15 protein-coding genes and 1 pseudogene are annotated in these 18,877 nt (G+C 46.9%); 15 read left to right on the top strand and 1 reads right to left on the bottom strand.

The genetic code is table 11. From position 1 onward, the window contains the following. Positions 1 to 522: 522 nt before the first annotated feature. From hexA to Xinn_RS10555, 15 genes are all read left to right on the top strand, one after another. Positions 523 to 1,497, top strand: a complete 975-nt coding sequence (gene hexA / locus Xinn_RS10485) for a transcriptional regulator HexA (RefSeq protein WP_086956176.1) — start codon at positions 523 to 525, stop codon at positions 1,495 to 1,497. A 710-nt stretch (positions 1,498 to 2,207) separates the two neighbouring features. Continuing rightward, positions 2,208 to 2,696: an NADH-quinone oxidoreductase subunit A gene (locus Xinn_RS10490; RefSeq protein ID WP_086956177.1), complete on the top strand. Its 489-nt coding sequence runs from the start codon at positions 2,208 to 2,210 to the stop codon at positions 2,694 to 2,696. A gap of 15 nt (positions 2,697 to 2,711) precedes the next feature. Then, the gene (locus tag Xinn_RS10495; protein ID WP_047682317.1) at positions 2,712 to 3,386 is read left to right on the top strand and encodes a NuoB/complex I 20 kDa subunit family protein; all 675 of its coding nucleotides are present in this window, start codon (positions 2,712 to 2,714) and stop codon (positions 3,384 to 3,386) included. 140 nt (positions 3,387 to 3,526) lie between these two features. Further along, a complete protein-coding gene (gene nuoC, locus Xinn_RS10500; RefSeq protein WP_186435673.1) occupies positions 3,527 to 5,326 on the top strand; it encodes an NADH-quinone oxidoreductase subunit C/D in 1,800 nt (599 codons plus the stop codon). Between the two features lie 2 nt (positions 5,327 to 5,328). Beyond that, entirely contained in the window at positions 5,329 to 5,874 is a 546-nt protein-coding gene (gene nuoE / locus Xinn_RS10505) for an NADH-quinone oxidoreductase subunit NuoE (RefSeq protein WP_169923563.1), read from the top strand. Next, complete coding sequence (gene nuoF / locus Xinn_RS10510) at positions 5,871 to 7,235, top strand: NADH-quinone oxidoreductase subunit NuoF (RefSeq protein ID WP_086956179.1); 1,365 nt, start codon at positions 5,871 to 5,873, stop codon at positions 7,233 to 7,235. Before nuoE ends, nuoF begins: the two co-directional genes overlap by 4 nt. 162 nt (positions 7,236 to 7,397) lie before the next feature. Further along, on the top strand, positions 7,398 to 10,121 hold the full coding sequence (gene nuoG / locus Xinn_RS10515; protein ID WP_086956624.1) for an NADH-quinone oxidoreductase subunit NuoG: 2,724 nt from the start codon (positions 7,398 to 7,400) through the stop codon (positions 10,119 to 10,121). After that, positions 10,121 to 11,098: an NADH-quinone oxidoreductase subunit NuoH gene (gene nuoH / locus Xinn_RS10520; protein ID WP_086956180.1), complete on the top strand. Its 978-nt coding sequence runs from the start codon at positions 10,121 to 10,123 to the stop codon at positions 11,096 to 11,098. The genes nuoG and nuoH overlap by 1 nt, the downstream gene beginning before the upstream one ends. Before the next feature lie 15 nt (positions 11,099 to 11,113). Further along, positions 11,114 to 11,656, top strand: coding sequence for an NADH-quinone oxidoreductase subunit NuoI (nuoI, locus tag Xinn_RS10525; protein WP_086956181.1), 543 nt, complete (start codon positions 11,114 to 11,116; stop codon positions 11,654 to 11,656). A gap of 12 nt (positions 11,657 to 11,668) precedes the next feature. Then, entirely contained in the window at positions 11,669 to 12,199 is a 531-nt protein-coding gene (gene nuoJ / locus Xinn_RS10530; RefSeq protein WP_086956182.1) for an NADH-quinone oxidoreductase subunit J, read from the top strand. Then, positions 12,196 to 12,498 (top strand): NADH-quinone oxidoreductase subunit NuoK, encoded by a 303-nt coding sequence (gene nuoK, locus Xinn_RS10535; RefSeq protein ID WP_086956183.1) that lies wholly within the window; start codon positions 12,196 to 12,198, stop codon positions 12,496 to 12,498. The genes nuoJ and nuoK overlap by 4 nt, the downstream gene beginning before the upstream one ends. After that, positions 12,495 to 14,342 carry an NADH-quinone oxidoreductase subunit L gene (nuoL, locus tag Xinn_RS10540; protein WP_086956184.1) on the top strand — a complete coding sequence of 616 codons (1,848 nt, stop codon included), beginning with the start codon at positions 12,495 to 12,497 and terminating at the stop codon, positions 14,340 to 14,342. Before nuoK ends, nuoL begins: the two co-directional genes overlap by 4 nt. Before the next feature lie 19 nt (positions 14,343 to 14,361). Then, entirely contained in the window at positions 14,362 to 15,882 is a 1,521-nt protein-coding gene (gene nuoM / locus Xinn_RS10545; protein ID WP_086956185.1) for an NADH-quinone oxidoreductase subunit M, read from the top strand. A gap of 6 nt (positions 15,883 to 15,888) precedes the next feature. Next, on the top strand, positions 15,889 to 17,346 hold the full coding sequence (gene nuoN, locus Xinn_RS10550) for an NADH-quinone oxidoreductase subunit NuoN (protein ID WP_086956186.1): 1,458 nt from the start codon (positions 15,889 to 15,891) through the stop codon (positions 17,344 to 17,346). 196 nt (positions 17,347 to 17,542) lie between these two features. Then, positions 17,543 to 18,286, top strand: coding sequence for a M91 family zinc metallopeptidase (locus Xinn_RS10555; protein ID WP_086956187.1), 744 nt, complete (start codon positions 17,543 to 17,545; stop codon positions 18,284 to 18,286). Between the two features lie 470 nt (positions 18,287 to 18,756). On the opposite strand, the pseudogene Xinn_RS10560 reads toward Xinn_RS10555, so the two are convergent. Then, a pseudogene (locus tag Xinn_RS10560) lies at positions 18,757 to 18,877 on the bottom strand (IS30 family transposase); the annotation flags it as partial.

Here is an 18,877-nt window from a genome sequence, read left to right on the forward strand (position 1 = left end):
AACTTAAACCATAAATGCAAGCTGAATTGTCAATAAAAGTAAGATAATTTGTATAATGTATTCTTATAATTTATCGTTGCCGACATAAAATTAATTAAGGTTTTTATCTTGGATACTTCCAGAATCTTTTTGAATTTTTACCCGTAACATTTTTATGACTTTTCAATAAAAGTATTAATTCATTAAAAATACTAATATTGTTTGCTGCAGTTAAGTTTTACGAATTGAAGTTATGTTATTCTTTGAAGCAAGTCAGAAAAAGACTATTTGTACTGGAAATTGATGGTTATGTAAGGTAAATAGGTTTTTATCTGCTCATTAATTCAGTGATTGCATAAATTTTGTTAAGAAAGGAGAAAATAAAACCCATGATGATATAAGTAGTAAAAAAATGCAGTAAACCTTTGCCCTCTTTTATAGAGTAGAGTAATGTCAGAATCGGTATTATTTTATTTGATACTGCTGAAGTAAAAACACCAGGTTAGTTAGTAATTAAAATCAAAAAAAAGTGATGAATAAACAATGATAAATGCAAATCGTCAGATAATAAACCTCGATCTCGATCTGCTAAGGACTTTCGTTGCCGTTGCTGACTTAAATACTTTTGCAGCAGCAGCAGCAGCAGTTTGTAGAACGCAGTCGGCTGTTAGTCAGCAAATGCAACGTCTGGAGCATTTAGTTGGGAGAGAATTATTCGCTCGCCACGGACGTAATAAACTCCTTACCGAGCACGGGCTTCAACTTCTTGGTTATGCACGCCAGATCCTGCGCGCTAATGACGATGCTACCGCATCATTGACATACAATGATGCAGACGGTGAACTCAGGATAGGGGCGTCTGATGACACAGTCGATACACTTCTTCCTTTCCTGCTAAACCGCATTGCTTCTGTCTATCCGCGTATTGCTGTTGATGTGCGTATTAAACGCAGTCAATTTATTGAAAGTATGCTGGATAACCATGAAATTGATTTAGCATTAACCACAGCAAAAATTAATCATCACCCTAGTACTGTACTTCGTTCTTCGCCGGTCTTGTGGCACTGTGCGCCTGACTTCCAGTTACAGGTGAATGAACCTGTGCCTCTGGTTGTGATGGACGAAACAAATACTTTCCGTCAAATCGCTCTTGATACTCTTGATATGAGTAACATTCCGTGGCGTATTGCCTATGAGGCTGCATCTTTATCCGCTGTTCGTTCTGCTGTCAATGCAGAGGTTGGTATTACTGCCCGCCCTTTGGAAATGCAGAATGCTGACTTAAGAATTCTTGGTGAGAGTGAAGGCCTGCCGCGTTTGCCAGAAATACAGTTCTTCTTGTATCGGAACAGTAATGAACAAAATGAATCTGTTCTGACAGTTTTTGATGCTATAGAAAATAAGAAAACACCTTATACAGTGACATCCATTGAATCAGATGAAACAGATGATATTGATGTATCTGATGACTCTATTGAATCTATTGATGAATCCTCAATCGAAAATATAAACGAGTAATATTTACGTGTGTTTTATAGGCTAATATTTCCATTTTATTTGTGGAAATATTAGCCTTTTTCTAAATATATATTAATAACCTTTCCATTTTTCCATTCTAATAAGTGATATTTATTGTCAGAAATATCACTTATTAATTTTATTATCCTCTCTAATTTTAGTTAATATAATGTTTATTTGTTAACAACTTTCATTTTTTAAACGGATAAAATAAATCTATTTTCAGAAATAGTTGCCTTATTAAACTCAAATCGTTTCTTTTAGAAACAGATTATTAATAGTTGAATAAAATTTATTCTAATGTTGAATGTTTTTCAATGAAACTGTGCACTTGATCATAAAAATACCCCCCCTTGCACACTGGAAAGACAGGTTTTTCCTGAGATAATAGTGTAGTAAAGTCGAGTTATCGGTTAGACTAGTCATAACGCGTTGGCAGTTTTTTGTTCTACTGACACGTTTTAGCTGTACACAAGCACGATCTGTTAAGTAAAGGTTCGTGTTTTGTAAAATAAATAGGTAAGCATATTTGTCATAACTGACAAAATTGTTGAGAGGAATAAAAACCAAAGTGTTCCATGCTATCAACGAAATTGATTAGCAGTGTTTCAGATTTGGTTGTTATCCCTTCCCATGAATCGATGTGGTGCAATACTGCCGATTAAAAGAGCAGACACCTTGACACCACTTTTGATGAGTAAGCAACGAGTATGTCTACATCTACTGGAGTTTTGGCCCATCACTGGGCATTTGCGATTTTCCTGCTAGGTGCCCTTGGGTTGTGCGCACTCATGTTACTGGGAGCGTACTTTCTTGGGGGCCGAGCGAAAGCCAGAGCAAAACACGTCCCTTATGAATCGGGTATTGATTCTGTCGGCAGTGCCCGTCTGCGCCTGTCGGCAAAATTTTATCTGGTTGCCATGTTTTTTGTCATTTTCGACGTTGAAGCCCTTTACTTATACGCGTGGTCAGTCTCTATCAAAGAGAGTGGCTGGCTGGGCTTTGCTGAAGCAAGTATTTTCATTTTGGTCTTATTAGCAGGTCTGGTTTATCTGGCTCGTATCGGGGCGCTGAATTGGACACCCGTGCGTTCAAGGCGTCAGGTTAGCCATCCCAGTGCTGATGTTCATAGTGCTAACGTCAGTACCACAAATGTTAATACCAACAATGTTAATACCAACAACAGTCACATGCAGTAATAGCGAGGCATAAAGATGGATTATACGCTCACCCGCATAGATCCGAACGGTGAGAATGACCGTTACCCCCTGCAAAAGCAGGAGCTTGTCAGCGATCCTCTGGAGCAGCACGTCCACCGTAGTGTCTATATGGGTAAATTGGAACATGCTCTGCATGACATGGTGAACTGGGGAAGAAAGAACTCCCTGTGGCCTTATAACTTCGGCCTTTCCTGTTGTTATGTAGAAATGGTGACTTCTTTTACCGCGGTTCATGACGTTGCACGCTTCGGTGCTGAAGTACTGCGGGCATCTCCCCGTCAGGCTGATTTTATGGTTATTTCAGGTACATGCTTTGTCAAGATGGCTCCGGTTATCCAGCGGTTATATGACCAGATGCTGGAACCCAAATGGGTCATTTCGATGGGAGCCTGTGCAAATTCAGGAGGGATGTACGATATTTATTCTGTCGTGCAGGGCGTTGATAAGTTTATTCCTGTCGATGTCTACATTCCGGGTTGTCCACCGCGTCCTGAAGCTTATATGCAGGCTCTGCTGCTATTGCAGGAGTCTATTGGCAAAGAGCGCCGCCCATTGTCATGGGTCGTTGGTGATCAGGGGGTTTACCGTGCAAATATGCAATCAGAAAGAGAACGGAAGCGTGGTGAACGCATCGCAGTGACAAATCTGCGTACCCCAGATGAGATTTAAGGCTGTTAGCCTCTATTTTTTGGCTGTTAGCCATTAAAAATAACCAGAGCAATGTCGTAACTCCGTAACTAATTAATCAGTAACTAATTAAATAGTGTGTTGCGATCACATTAAACCCTGATCAAGCGTTATGGTGAAGAATGATGACAGATCAGATAGCGCAAGAAAGCGTACGGCCTGCTTGGGAAACCCGTGACCATATTGATGATCCGGTCTTAAGTGAGCTTAATCGCCAATTTGGCCCTGATGCGTTTACTGTTCAGCCTACCCGCACTGGTATGCCGGTTGTCTGGATCAAACGGGAGCGGTTAACGGAAGTAATCACGTTCCTGAGAAAGTTACCCAAACCTTATGTCATGCTGTTTGATTTGCATGGTGTTGATGAGCGTCAGCGTTCTCACCGCGAAGGTTTGCCTGCGGCGGATTTTTCGGTGTTTTATCACCTGCTTTCTATCGAGCGTAACCGCGACATTATGTTAAAAGTTGCACTTGATGAAAAAGATCTCAATATCCCGACTATCACGTCCATTTTCCCGAATGCCAATTGGTATGAACGTGAAACGTGGGAAATGTTCGGCATTACCTTTAAGGGGCATCCGAATTTACGTCGTATCCTGATGCCACCAACCTGGGAAGGTCATCCGCTGCGTAAAGAATATTCAGCACGCGCCACGGAATTTGACCCTTTCATGTTGACCAAACAGAAAGAAGATCTGGAAATGGAAGCCCTGACTTTCAAGCCAGAAGAGTGGGGCATGAAACGGGGGACGGAAAATGAAGATTTCATGTTCCTTAACCTCGGGCCAAATCACCCGTCAGCTCACGGTGCATTCCGCATTATTCTCCAGCTTGATGGTGAAGAGATCGTTGATTGTGTACCTGATATCGGCTATCACCACCGTGGCGCGGAAAAAATGGGTGAGCGTCAGTCATGGCACAGCTATATCCCTTATACCGACCGGATTGAATATCTGGGGGGATGTGTTAACGAAATGCCTTATGTACTTGCCGTTGAAAAACTGGCGGGTATTGAAGTGCCTGAACGTGTGAAAGCTATCCGTGTCATGCTGTCTGAACTGTTCCGTATCAACAGCCATCTGCTTTATATCAGTACCTTCATTCAGGATGTCGGTGCGATGACTCCAGTGTTCTTTGCCTTTACCGACCGCCAGAAAGTTTACGATGTTGTTGAAGCCATCACCGGATTCCGAATGCATCCGGCTTGGTTCCGTATTGGTGGTGTTGCTCATGACCTGCCGCGTGGCTGGGATAAACTGCTGCGCGAATTACTGAACTGGCTGCCGAAACGTTTGAATTCCTACGTCAAGGCCGCACTGAAGAACAGCGTCCTGAAAGCGCGTTCTGTCGGTGTCGCGTCTTATAACGCTAAACAGGCTCTGGACTGGGGAGTGACAGGCGCAGGTCTGCGTGCAACAGGCGTTGAGTTTGATGTACGGAAATGGCGTCCTTATTCCGGTTATGAAAACTTCGATTTTGAAGTACCGGTTGGTTACAACGGCGATTGTTATGACCGTGTGATGCTGAAAGTGGAAGAGATCCGCCAGAGTATGCGCATCCTTGAACAGTGTCTCAAACACATGCCTGAAGGTCCGTTCAAGGCTGATCATCCACTGACCACGCCTCCGCCGAGAGAGCGCACCCTGCAACATATCGAAACCATGATTAACCACTTCCTGCAAGTGTCATGGGGGCCGGTCATGCCAGCCAATGAATCATTCCAGATGATTGAAGCGACTAAGGGTATCAACAGCTACTATCTGACCAGTGATGGCAGCACCATGAGTTACCGTACCCGTATCCGCACACCGAGTTTTGCTCATTTACAACAGATCCCTTCGGTGATCCGCGGCAGTCTGGTTTCTGACCTGATCGTTTATCTGGGTAGTATCGATTTTGTTATGTCTGATGTGGATCGCTAACGATGCAAAGTGAATTTAACACAAACAAGCAGGCACGCCTTGATGTGGTCAACGTAACAGACACTCAGACATCGGATGAATTTGTACTGAGTGCCGGGGAACGTGATGCTATCGAGCAGGAAAAACACCACTACGAAGATCCACGGGCGGCGTCAATCGAAGCACTGAAAATTGTGCAGAAGCAGCGTGGTTGGGTGCCGGATGGTGCAATTGGCGCCATTGCAGAAGTATTAGGCATTCCCGCCAGTGATGTGGAAGGGGTGGCGACATTTTACAGCCAGATTTACCGTCAGCCGGTAGGCCGCCACATTATTCGTTACTGTGACAGTGTTGTTTGTCACATTACGGGCTATCAGGGAATTCAGGCCGCAATTGAAAAGCACCTGCATATTCGGCCGGGGCAAACTACGACAGATGGTCGTTTCACACTACTGCCGACCTGCTGTCTGGGTAATTGTGACAAAGGGCCGACTATGATGATTGATGATGACACCCATAGTTATGTGAAACCCGAAGAAATTGAAAAATTGCTGGAGCAGTATCAATGACAACGCATTCAGGAGTGAAAGAAATTATCCGCGCAGCGGAAACTCATCCCCTGACATGGCGGTTGCGCGATGATCAACAACCGGTCTGGCTGGATGAATACCGTAGCAAAAATGGTTACAAGGGAGCTGAAAGAGCACTGAAGGGCATGGCTCCTGATGAAATTACCACACTGGTGAAAGATGCTGGCCTGAAAGGGCGTGGCGGTGCAGGCTTTTCCACGGGGTTAAAGTGGAGCCTGATGCCGAAAGATGAAAGCATGAACATTCGCTATCTGCTGTGTAATGCCGATGAAATGGAGCCGGGGACTTATAAAGACCGTTTGCTGATGGAGCAATTGCCTCATTTGCTGGTGGAGGGAATGCTGATAAGCGCTTTCGCGCTGAAAGCATACCGTGGCTATATCTTCCTGCGCGGTGAATATGTTGAAGCCGCCATTCATCTGCGTAAAGCAATTGAAGAAGCGAAAGCAGCAGGGTTGCTCGGTAAAAATATTCTGGGCAGTGGTTTTGATTTTGAACTGTTTGTGCATACCGGCGCGGGACGTTATATCTGCGGTGAAGAAACCGCACTGATTAACTCCCTTGAAGGGCGCCGAGCCAATCCCCGTTCCAAGCCGCCATTCCCGGCAACAGCCGGTGTCTGGGGAAAACCGACCTGCGTCAATAACGTAGAAACCCTGTGTAATGTTCCGGCTATTCTTGAACATGGTAAAGAGTGGTACATCGGTTTAAGTGAAGGCAAAAGTAAAGATGCAGGCACCAAACTGATGGGTTTCTCCGGCCGGGTCAGAAACCCGGGATTATGGGAGTTGCCGTTTGGTACCACAGCCCGCGAAATTCTCGAAGATTACGCCGGCGGCATGCGTGACGGGCTGAAATTTAAAGCCTGGCAGCCGGGGGGGGCAGGAACTGACTTCCTGACTGAAGACCATCTTGATCTGCCGATGGATTTTGAACATATCGCCAAAGCGGGCAGTCGTTTAGGTACGGCGCTTGCAATGGCGGTTGACCATGAAATTAACATGGTTTCCCTGACCCGTAATCTTGAAGAATTTTTCGCACGTGAATCCTGTGGCTGGTGTACGCCATGCCGTGATGGTCTGCCCTGGAGTGTCAAAATTCTCCGTGCCATTGAAGAGGGAAAAGGCCAGCCCGGTGATATCGAGACACTGGAACAGCTCTGCCGTTTCCTCGGCCCCGGTAAAACTTTCTGTGCTCATGCCCCCGGTGCCGTAGAACCTTTGCAAAGTGCAATCAAATACTTCCGCGAAGAGTTTGAGGCGGGGATCGTCACCAAAGATTACGGGAATACCAATTTGATTGCGGGTATTCAGCCAAACCTGCTCAAGCAACGTTGGTAGAGCAGACAAAAAAACATACTCAATGGATTTCGGGTTGTATCGCGGCGGCAAGGGAACGCAATCCCCTGAGCGCAGCCAACAATGAGATAACTTGAAAGACAACGAGTATCGGAATTTTTGATTAACGCCTGCTATGGCAGGCCATTGGGAAGCATGCTGACTATGGCTACGATACATGTAGACGGCAAAGATTATGATGTAAACGGGGCTGATAACCTGTTGCAAGCCTGCCTTTCACTGGGGCTTGATATACCTTATTTTTGCTGGCATCCGGCGCTGGGAAGCGTTGGCGCTTGCCGCCAGTGTGCGGTTAAGCAATATCAGAACGCGGAAGATACACGTGGTCGTCTGGTAATGTCCTGTATGACGCCCGCCTCAGATGGTACGTATATCTCCATTAATGATGAAGAGGCAAAACAGTTCCGTGCAAGTGTGGTGGAATGGTTGATGACTAACCACCCGCATGACTGTCCTGTCTGTGAAGAAGGTGGTAACTGCCACTTACAGGATATGACGGTGATGACGGGGCACTCATTCCGTAAGTACCGTTTTACCAAACGTACACACAAAAATCAGGAACTGGGGCCGTTTATTGCGCATGAAATGAACCGTTGTATCGCCTGTTACCGCTGTGTTCGCTACTACAAAGATTATGCGGACGGAACGGACTTAGGCGTTTATGGTGCGCACGATAATATCTATTTTGGCCGCCCTGAAGATGGCACGCTGGAAAGTGAATTTTCCGGTAACTTGGTTGAAATCTGCCCGACAGGGGTGTTTACCGATAAGACTCACTCAGAGCGTTATAACCGTAAATGGGATATGCAGTTTGCACCGAGTATCTGCCAGCAATGCAGTATCGGTTGTAACACCAGCCCGGGAGAACGTTACGGAGAATTACGCCGGATTGAGAACCGTTATAACGGTACAGTTAACCACTATTTCATGTGTGACCGTGGTCGCTTTGGTTATGGCTATGTCAACCGTGATGACCGTCCTCGTCAGCCACGACAGCTTCGTGGTGATCAGTGGATCTCACTGAATGCCGAACAGGTGATGCAGGGCGGGGCAGATATTCTGCGTCAGGCGAAAAATGCGATCGGCATCGGTTCACCGCGTGCCAGTATTGAAAGTAACTTTGCACTGCGTGAGTTAGTTGGCGCAGCAAATTTCTACAGTGGCATCTCAGCAGAAGAGCAGCACCGTCTCGACATGATGCTGGAAATTTTGCAGCAGGGCGGGGTTTATACACCATCTCTGCGGGAAATCGAAGATTATGACGCAGTATTAGTGCTGGGTGAAGATTTAACGCAAACAGGCGCCCGCATGGCATTATCGGTGCGTCAGGCGGTGAAGGGCAAAGCCCGTGAAATGGCAGCAGCCCAAAAAGTGGCCGACTGGCAGATTGCGGCAGTGATGAACATCGGTCAGCATGCCAAATATCCTCTGTTTCTGACCAGCGTTGATAATACCCAGCTGGATGATATCGCAGCATGGAATTACCGCGCACCGGTTAATGATCAGGCGCGTTTTGGTTTTGCCGTGGCACATGCCCTGAATAATATCGCACCTGCTGTCAGTGACCTGCCGGATGAATTGAAAGCAAAAGTAGAAATTGTTGCTCAGGCGCTGCGCGGAGCGAAAAAACCATTGATTATCAGTGGCAGCAACGCAGGCAGTGACACTTTGATTCAAGCCGCTGCAAATATAGCATGGGCACTGAAAGACAGTGGTGCGAATGTCGGTCTTTCCTATGTCGCCGCCTATGCGAACAGCCTTGGTTTGGCGATGATGGAGGCACAATCACTGGATGTTGCTTTACAGCGTATTGCGAAAGGCGATTCAGACACGGCTATCGTGATGGAAAATGATCTCTACCGCCATGCTCCGGCCGATAAAATTGACAGCGCACTGGATAGCCTGAAAAACCTGATTGTTGTTGATCATCAACATACCGCCATCATGGATAAAGCTCATCTTATCCTCTCAGCGTCCAGTTTTGCAGAAAGCGATGGCACACTGGTCAATCAGGAAGGCCGTGCTCAGCGATACTTCCAAGTGTATGAGCCTGCATTCTATGACAAATCCGTTGTCATGCTGGAAAGCTGGCGCTGGATGCACTCTCTGTATACCACTTATACACAGCGTCAGACCGACTGGACTCAGCTTGACCATGTGATTGAGGCTTGTGTCAAAGAAATGCCGCAGTTCAACGGCATCGTCAATGCAGCGCCGGATGCCACATTCCGTATCCGTGGTCAGAAACTGGCTCGTTCACCGCATCGCTACAGTGGCCGTACCGCCATGCTTGCCAATGTCAGTGTCCATGAACAACGGCAGCCACAGGATATCGATACGGCATTCGCCTTCTCAATGGAAGGGAACAACAGTCCATTTGCTGACCGCCAGCAAATCCCGTTTGCATGGGCACCGGGCTGGAACTCACCACAGGCATGGAACAAATTTCAGGCAGAAGTGGGTGGCAAACTGCGTTTCGGTGACCCCGGTGTACGTCTGATTGAGACAGTGGATGGCGGGCTGAATTACTTTGACAGCATTCCGGCTGCCTTTAGTGCGCAGAAAAATGAATGGCACATCGCACCTTATTTCCACTTGTTTGGTAGTGAGGAGCTATCCCAGCGCGCTGATGTTATTCAGGAACGTATGCCTGAGCCGTATGTCATGATGAACCGTCAGGATGCTGAACATCTTAACGTGAAAGAAGGTTCCATGATGGAATTTGATTGTGAGGGGCAGAGACTACGTTTAGCGGTACGTTTAAGCAATAATCTTGTTCAGGGTCAGATTGGCCTGCCATTAGGAATGCCGGGTATTCCGCCGGTTCTGGCTGGTCGCTCAGTCAATAACTTACGGGAGGTTGCATAATGAACTGGCTTACTCCCGAATTGACTGAAATTCTGATTACTGTCCTTAAAGCGGTTGTCATTCTGCTGGTTGTTGTTGTCTGCGGGGCATTCATGAGTTTCGCGGAACGGCGTCTTCTCGGGCTGTTTCAGAATCGTTACGGGCCGAACCGTGTAGGGTGGGGCGGGTCGTTACAGCTTGCTGCTGACATGATCAAGATGTTCTTCAAAGAAGACTGGGCGCCACGTTTCTCAGACCGCATGATTTTCACTCTGGCGCCTATCGTTGGTTTCTGTTCCCTGTTACTGGCTTTTGCCATTGTACCAGTCAGTCCGACATGGATGGCGGCAGACCTGAACATCGGTATCCTGTTTTTCATGATGATGGCGGGTCTGGCTGTTTATGCGGTGTTATTTGCCGGATGGTCGAGTAATAACAAATACTCGCTGTTAGGGGCAATGCGCGCATCAGCTCAGACCCTGAGCTATGAAGTTTTCATTGGTCTGTCCATGATGGGCGTTGTCGCACAGGCTGGCTCTTTCAATATGGTGGATATTGTCAACTCTCAGCAGCACCTGTGGAATATTATCCCGCAGTTCTTCGGCTTCCTGACGTTCGCCATTGCGGGTGTTGCGGTGTGTCACCGTCACCCCTTTGACCAGCCGGAAGCAGAGCAGGAGCTGGCAGATGGCTATCATATTGAATATTCCGGTATGAAGTTCGGTATGTTCTTTGTCGGTGAATATATCGGCATTGTGACGGTATCTGCTTTAATGGTCACACTCTTCTTTGGTGGCTGGCATGGGCCTTTCCTGCCTTCATTTGTCTGGTTTGCACTGAAAACAGCATTTTTCATGATGATGTTCATCCTGATCCGTGCTTCATTGCCACGTCCTCGTTATGACCAGGTGATGTCATTCGGCTGGAAAATTTGCCTGCCGTTAACGTTACTCAATCTGCTGGCAACCGCCGCAGTGATTTTATACAACGCTCAATAAAGGGGTGATTGAACCATGACATTAAAAGAGTTATTGGTTGGTTTCGCCACCCAGGTACGCAGTATTTGGATGATAGGGCTTCACGCCTTCCATAAACGCGAAACAAAAATGTATCCGGAAGAACCGGTTTATTTGCCACCCCGTTACCGTGGGCGCATCGTTCTGACGCGTGATCCTGACGGTGAAGAGCGTTGTGTCGCCTGTAACCTGTGTGCAGCCGTGTGTCCGGTGGGATGTATTTCTCTGCAAAAAGCTGAACATAAGGATGGTCGTTGGTATCCGGAGTTTTTCCGTATCAATTTCTCACGCTGCATTTTCTGCGGATTGTGTGAAGAAGCCTGTCCGACAACGGCAATCCAGTTGACACCGGATTTCGAACTGGGTGAATTCAAACGTCAGGATCTGGTGTATGAGAAAGAAGATCTGCTGATTTCCGGGCCGGGTAAATACCCTGATTATAATTTTTACCGTAAGAGCGGTATGGCGATTGATGGCAAGGATAAAGGTGAAGCCGACAATGAAGCCAAACCTATCGACGTTAAAAGCCTGTTGCCATAAGGAGCGATATTCATGGAATTTGCATTTTATATCGCAGGGCTGGTTGCCATTCTCGCAACACTCAGGGTAATAACGCACACTAATCCTGTTCATGCGTTGCTGTACCTGATTATCTCCCTGCTGGCGCTTTCAGTTGTCTTCTTCTCACTGGGGGCTTATTTTGCCGGTGCACTGGAGATCATCGTCTATGCCGGGGCGATCATGGTGTTGTTCGTCTTTGTGGTGATGATGCTGAACCTCGGCAAATCTGTTGTTGATCAGGAAAGACAATGGCTGAAGCCAAGAGTCTGGATTGGGCCGACAATTCTTTCGGCTATTTTGCTGGTTGTTCTGATCTTTGCTATTAGCAGTCTGCCTGAGGCGGTAATCAGTGGCGAAGTGGTCAGTGCCAAAGAAGTGGGCATCAGCCTGTTCGGGCCTTACGTACTGGCAGTAGAGCTGGCATCCCTGCTATTACTGGCAGGGCTTGTAGTGGCTTACCACGTTGGTCGTGAAAGTCGTCAGGGTGAAGTACTCAGCAATCGTGTGGAGGACCAACAATGATACCTTTAGAACATGGTCTGATTCTGGCGGCTATCCTGTTTGCATTGGGTTTCACTTGCCTGATTATCCGTCGTAATCTGCTATTTATGCTGATCGGGTTGGAAATCATGATCAATGCTTCAGCGCTGGCATTTATTGTTGCCGGTAGTTATTGGCTCCAGCCTGATGGTCAGGTGATGTACATTCTGGCTATTACACTGGCAGCCGCCGAGGCGAGTATCGGTCTGGCTCTGTTACTACAGCTGTACCGTCGTCGCCAGAACCTGAATATTGATATAGTCAGTGAGATGCGCGGATGAACTTACTCTATTTAACAATTCTGTTGCCACTGCTGGGTTTCTTGCTGCTGGCATTCTCCCGTGGCCGCTGGTCTGAAAATCTGTCGGCGACCATCGGAATTGGTTCTGTCGGGTTGGCAGCGTTGGTCACGCTCTGGGTCGGAATGAGCTTTCACGCTCACAATGATGCTGGCGGATTTGTCTATAGCCAGACATTATGGAACTGGATGAGCGCAGACAGCTTCAGTATTCCGGTCAATCTGGTACTGGATGGTCTGTCATTAACCATGCTGAGTGTCGTGACAGGCGTTGGTTTCCTGATCCACATTTATGCTTCATGGTATATGCGTGGTGAAGAAGGCTATTCCCGTTTCTTTGCTTATACAAACCTGTTTATCGCCAGTATGGTAGTTCTGGTTCTGGCAGATAACATGCTGCTGATGTATCTGGGTTGGGAAGGGGTAGGGCTGTGCAGTTACCTTCTGATCGGCTTTTACTACCAAACCCCTGCCAATGGTGCGGCGGCAATGAAAGCCTTTATCGTAACCCGTGTGGGTGACGTATTCCTTGCCATCGGCATGTTTATCCTCTATGACCAGCTTGGTACGCTGAGCTTCCGCGAACTGGCGGTACTCGCACCACAGCATATTGAAGCAGGTTCCACAGCAATCACATGGGCAACCCTGATGATTCTGGGTGGTGCAGTAGGTAAATCTGCACAATTGCCATTACAGACATGGCTGGCGGATGCGATGGCAGGCCCGACACCGGTTTCTGCCCTGATCCACGCCGCAACAATGGTGACAGCCGGTGTCTATCTGATTGCCCGCAGCCATGTTCTGTTCCTGCTGGCACCTGATATTCTGCATCTGGTAGGTATTATTGGCGCAGTTACTCTGCTGCTGGCTGGTTTTGCGGCACTGGTACAGACTGACATCAAACGCGTATTAGCCTATTCCACCACGAGCCAGATTGGTTACATGTTTCTGGCGTTGGGCGTACAGGCGTGGGATGCGGCTATTTTCCATCTGATGACCCATGCTTTCTTCAAAGCGCTGCTGTTCCTTGCTTCCGGCTCGGTGATCCTTGCCTGTCATCATGAACAGAATATCTTCAAAATGGGGGGGCTGAGCAAACGGATTCCGTTTGTTTATCTCTGTTTCCTGGTGGGTGGTTCGGCATTGTCAGCTCTGCCGTTACTGACAGCGGGCTTCTACAGTAAAGATGAAATCCTGTGGGGAGCGCTGGCAAATGGTCATATGAACCTGATGCTGGCCGGTCTGATTGGTGCATTGATGACCTCACTGTACACTTTCCGTATGATTTTCATTGTGTTCCACGGAAAAGAAAATACCCAAGCGCATTCAGTTAAAGGCATTACTCACACATTGCCATTGTCAGTGCTGCTGGTGCTGTCCACCTTTATTGGTGCATTGATTGAGCAACCGCTGACAGGCGTCCTGCCGGGTAATGGAGCGGAAGGGCATGACGGCAAGATGATGCTGGAAATTATTTCCGGCGTAGTTGCTGTTCTGGGCATTTTACTGGCTGCCGCGCTGTACCTTGGCAAACGTAGTCTGGTCAATGCAACCGCCAACAGTGCTCCGGGGCGTTTCTTCTCGACATGGTGGTTCCATGCCTGGGGTTTCGATGCCCTGTATGACTGGGTATTTGTAAAACCATTCAAAGGTATTACACAACTGTTACGCAATGATCCACTGAACTCATTGATGAATATCCCTGCCATATTGTCACGCTGGGGCAATAAGGGGCTTGGCTTGAGTGAGAACGGACAGGTTCGTTGGTACGCTACCTCTATGGGGTTGGGTGCAGTGCTGGTTTTAGCTCTGCTGCTTTTGATTTAATTAAGGGACACATTGCGCCATGCTACTACCTTGGCTAATTCTTCTGCCCTTCATCGGAGGCCTGCTGTGTTGGCAGGCTGAGCGCTTCGGCACCCGTGTGCCGCGTTGGATAGCGTCTCTTGCGATGGGGCTGACTCTGCTGCTTTCTCTGTACCTCTGGATGCAGGGAGGCTATACGCTGACCAACCCACAAGGCATTCCACAGTGGCAATCGGAATTCCTGCTGCCGTGGATACCGCGCTTTGGCATCTCCATTCATTTAGCTCTGGATGGTCTGTCATTGTTGATGGTAGTCCTGACCGCACTGTTGGGTTTAATGGCAATACTTTGTTCGTGGAACGAGAACCAGCCTTATCAGGGTTTCTTCCATCTGAACCTGCTGTGGATCCTCGGTGGCGTGATGGGGGTATTCCTTGCCATCGACCTGTTCCTGTTCTTCTTCTTCTGGGAAGTGATGCTGGTTCCGATGTACTTCCTGATTGCACTTTGGGGGCACAGAGGTTCACAGGGTAAGACCCGTATTACGGCTGCGACGAAATTCTTCATCTATACCCAGGCCAGTGGTCTGGTGATGCTGATTTCGATTCTGGCACTGGCTTTCATCTATCACGATGCAACAGGCGAATGGTCATTCAACTATGAAAAACTGTTGGATACCCCGATTTCACATACTGTTCAGTATCTTCTGATGCTGGGGTTCTTCATCGCTTTTGCCGTGAAAATGCCGGTTGTGCCTTTGCATGGCTGGTTGCCGGACGCTCACAGTCAGGCACCCACAGCGGGTTCTGTTGACCTCGCGGGGATTCTGCTGAAAACAGCGGCATACGGCCTGTTACGTTTCAGTCTGCCTCTGTTTCCACAGGCTTCTGCGGAGTTTGCCCCCATTGCGATGTGGCTGGGTGTCATCGGTATTTTTTATGGCGCTTGGATGGCTTTCAGTCAGACCGATATCAAACGTCTGATTGCCTATACCAGTGTTTCTCATATGGGCTTCGTTCTGATCGCCATCTATACAGGCAGCCAACTGGCTTATCAGGGAGCGGTTATCCAGATGATTGCTCATGGTTTGTCTGCGGCGGGTCTGTTTATCCTGTGTGGTCAGATCTATGAACGCCTGCACACCCGCGATTTGCGTCAGATGGGCGGCCTGTGGGGAAGAATTCAACTGTTGCCAGCAATATCTCTGTTCTTTGCTGTAGCAACATTGGGTATGCCGGGTACGGGTAACTTTGTGGGTGAATTTATGATCCTGTTCGGCAGTTTCGGTAAATTTACCCTGATCACCTCGGTATCTGTGTTTGGTCTGGTTTTCGCCTCTGTATATGCCCTGTATCTGATGCAAAAGGCTTACTACGGCCCGGCAAAATCTGATGAACCATTGCCACGGATGGATGCGCGGGAAATTTCCATTTTACTGCTGCTGGTTGCCCTGCTGGTTATTCTTGGTGTTTATCCACAACCGATCCTTGATACTTCGGCTGCGGCAATGAGTAACATCCAGAATTGGTATTCAGCTTCACTTCTAACTACAAGGCCGTAATTCGCCATGACAATAACTTCTGAACAATTGATCGCACTGTTGCCGCTATTAATCGTCGGATTGACGGTGGTGGTTGTGATGCTGTCCATTGCATGGCGACGCGATCATTTTACTAACGTCACCCTGACGGTGATTGGCCTGAATCTGGCACTGTTTTCTCTCTATTTTGTCGGGCAGCAGGAGCCGATGGATGTCACTCCGCTGATCCATGTGGATCGCTTTGCGATGTTCTATACGGCGCTAGTGTTGGTTGCGAGCCTTGCGACGACAACATTTGCCTATTCATGGCTGGAAAACTATCCCGATAACAAAGAAGAATTTTACCTGCTGGTATTAATTGCAGCGGCGGGGGGAATTCTGCTTTCAGCGGCCAATCACATGGCATCATTGTTTATCGGTATTGAGTTAATCACTCTGCCATTGTTTGGCCTGATTGGTTATGCATTCCGCCAGAAGCGTTCACTGGAAGCGAGTATCAAATATATGCTGTTGTCTGCGGCAGCATCCTCGTTCCTGCTGTTCGGTATCGCCCTGCTGTATGCGGAATCGGGTGATTTGTCTTTCGCAGCACTGGGCAGAAGCCTGAGCGACAGCAAACTGCATGAGCCGCTGGTTCTGGCTGGGCTGGGTATGATGATTGTCGGGCTGGGTTTCAAACTCTCCCTCTTCCCTTTCCAGCTTTGGACACCAGATGTTTATCAGGGCGCACCGGCACCGGTATCGACCTTTCTGGCAACGGCGAGTAAAGTGGCAATCTTTGCTGTGGTAATGCGTTTGTTTGTACAGGCTCCGGTAACAGACAGTGAAACCCTGCGTATTGTATTAACGGTGATTGCAATTGCTTCTATCCTGTTTGGTAACCTGCTGGCACTGACACAGAGCAATATCAAACGGTTGCTCGGTTACTCATCCATTGCCCATCTGGGCTATTTGCTGGTGGTATTAATCGCCATCAAAGATCACACACTGGCAGAAGAAACTGCGGGAATTTATCTGGCAGGTTATCTGCTTGCCAGCATCGGCGCATTTGGTGTCGTCAGCCTGATGTCCAGCCCGTACAGAGGCCCTGATGCTGAATCACTGTTCTCCTACCGTGGTTTGTTCTGGCATAAACCCATCCTGTCAGCAGTGATGACAATCATGATGCTGTCATTGGCAGGCATCCCGCTGACATTTGGTTTCATTGGTAAATTCTATGTTATCGCAACAGGTGTTGAAGCCAGACTGTGGTGGCTGACCGGCGCGGTGGTACTGGGCAGTGCGATAGGTCTTTATTTCTACCTGCGTGTGATGGTGAGTTTATACCTGCCAGCACCAAAAGCACTGAACCGCGATACACCAAGAAACTGGGCATTAACCTCCGGTGGTATAGTGGTACTACTCACAGCATTACTGGTTCTGCTACTCGGTGTCTGGCCGCAGCCATTGATTGATATTGTTCAGCAGGCAAAAAGCGTGATGTAAAGCTAAAGTATTAAAGAGTATTATTATTCAATATGTTATTAGAGGCCCAGCTATGATTAGCTGGGTTTTTGTTTCTTTATTGCCAATAAATGTCAGATGGAAATCATTCATTTGTTGAGAAATATTGCCTTGTTTCTATATTTAATGGCACCTATGATAATTAGTGCCCAAAAGCAATGATTATTGTGAGGTACTAATGAAACTCTCCAAATCTCGGAATCTCAAATTACCACCAATCCCCATTCCATCATCGGCAGAAGCGAATATTAAAGATCTGGTTGAAAAATCTGCTGTTCAGTGGATTAGAAACAATAAACAGCTTTCTTTTATCGGTAACAATGGTTTGGTTTATCGTCTCCTCGAAGAAGCAATCCAAGCTATCGAATTGACTAATATCGGAAAAGATTTGTTGGGCCGTATTGAATCAACATGTCGCCGTAAGTCAGAAGAATTAATCATCCATCTCAATTCTAGTAAATTCGCGGTTGATCCGCTTCGTGCATCCGATGCTCATAATCATAAGGGAAGCGGTTCCAACTTTTATTGTAACCTAACTAAGCTTGATTCTCTTTATGAATCAGGAATAACACGGCCTCAGCGTTATGCTTGCATGGTATTTCATGAATTACTCCATGTTCTTCATAACTTAAACGGGGAACATGGAGAACATCCTCTTGGTATACGTCCTTGTCCTATACCGGGAGCATTGGTGGATTCTACGGCTCTACTTGAAGAAGCAAGAACGGTTGGATTAGGTAGATTTTCGAATGAAATTCTTTCAGAAAATAAGTTCAGAGCAGAACTTGGTGTTCCACGCAGAACTGTCTACCAGCATGAATCAGCTGCAATATACGATGATAATACAGTAATCAAGGGAGTAGAAAAGAGGGAACCTCTATACTCTGATATTTTGGTTGTTTCTTCTGAAAAATATGATTAAAAGTGTAATAGATATTTTTAATAAGTCATGATACTCAGCGCGTTAATAAGCAAATGTTCCCGCATTTTGATGAGCCCTGTATCTGATGAATATAATAATAGCCTCAGTTTTACTGAGCCATATGAGTGGCCTCTTCTAAAAATAAATACACTGTCAATTTACTGTAACAGTGAAGGGAGAGGCCCTAATATAGACCCTTGGATATTCCTATAATCGTTTTATATCCATCAAAAATCGGACTTGAAAGGAAATAGTGTTTATTAGTCTTGGTTTGATTAAAGGTTTATTCTTCATGATGAAGTTTAATTATAGAGATAGTGAACGGTTTTCTTAAGTGACTAATTAATAAACCATTAATCCCTTATGGGATTCCATGTGTTCTTTTATATGAGCAAATACTGTTTTGTTTATATAATGTTCACTGTTTATAAAATAAAATTTCTTGCATTCACATAATAAGTGCAACACCGTTATGAACGAAGTAAACGAGTCGGTATGCCTTTAAATAACTCATTCGGTGTTTGATAACCTCGCGTTTTTCGAGGACGTTTATTTAATCGATTTGCCACGAGATTTATCTCCAACTCTGAG

It is taken from the genome of Xenorhabdus innexi (assembly GCF_002632485.1).
Lineage (GTDB): Bacteria > Pseudomonadota > Gammaproteobacteria > Enterobacterales > Enterobacteriaceae > Xenorhabdus > Xenorhabdus innexi.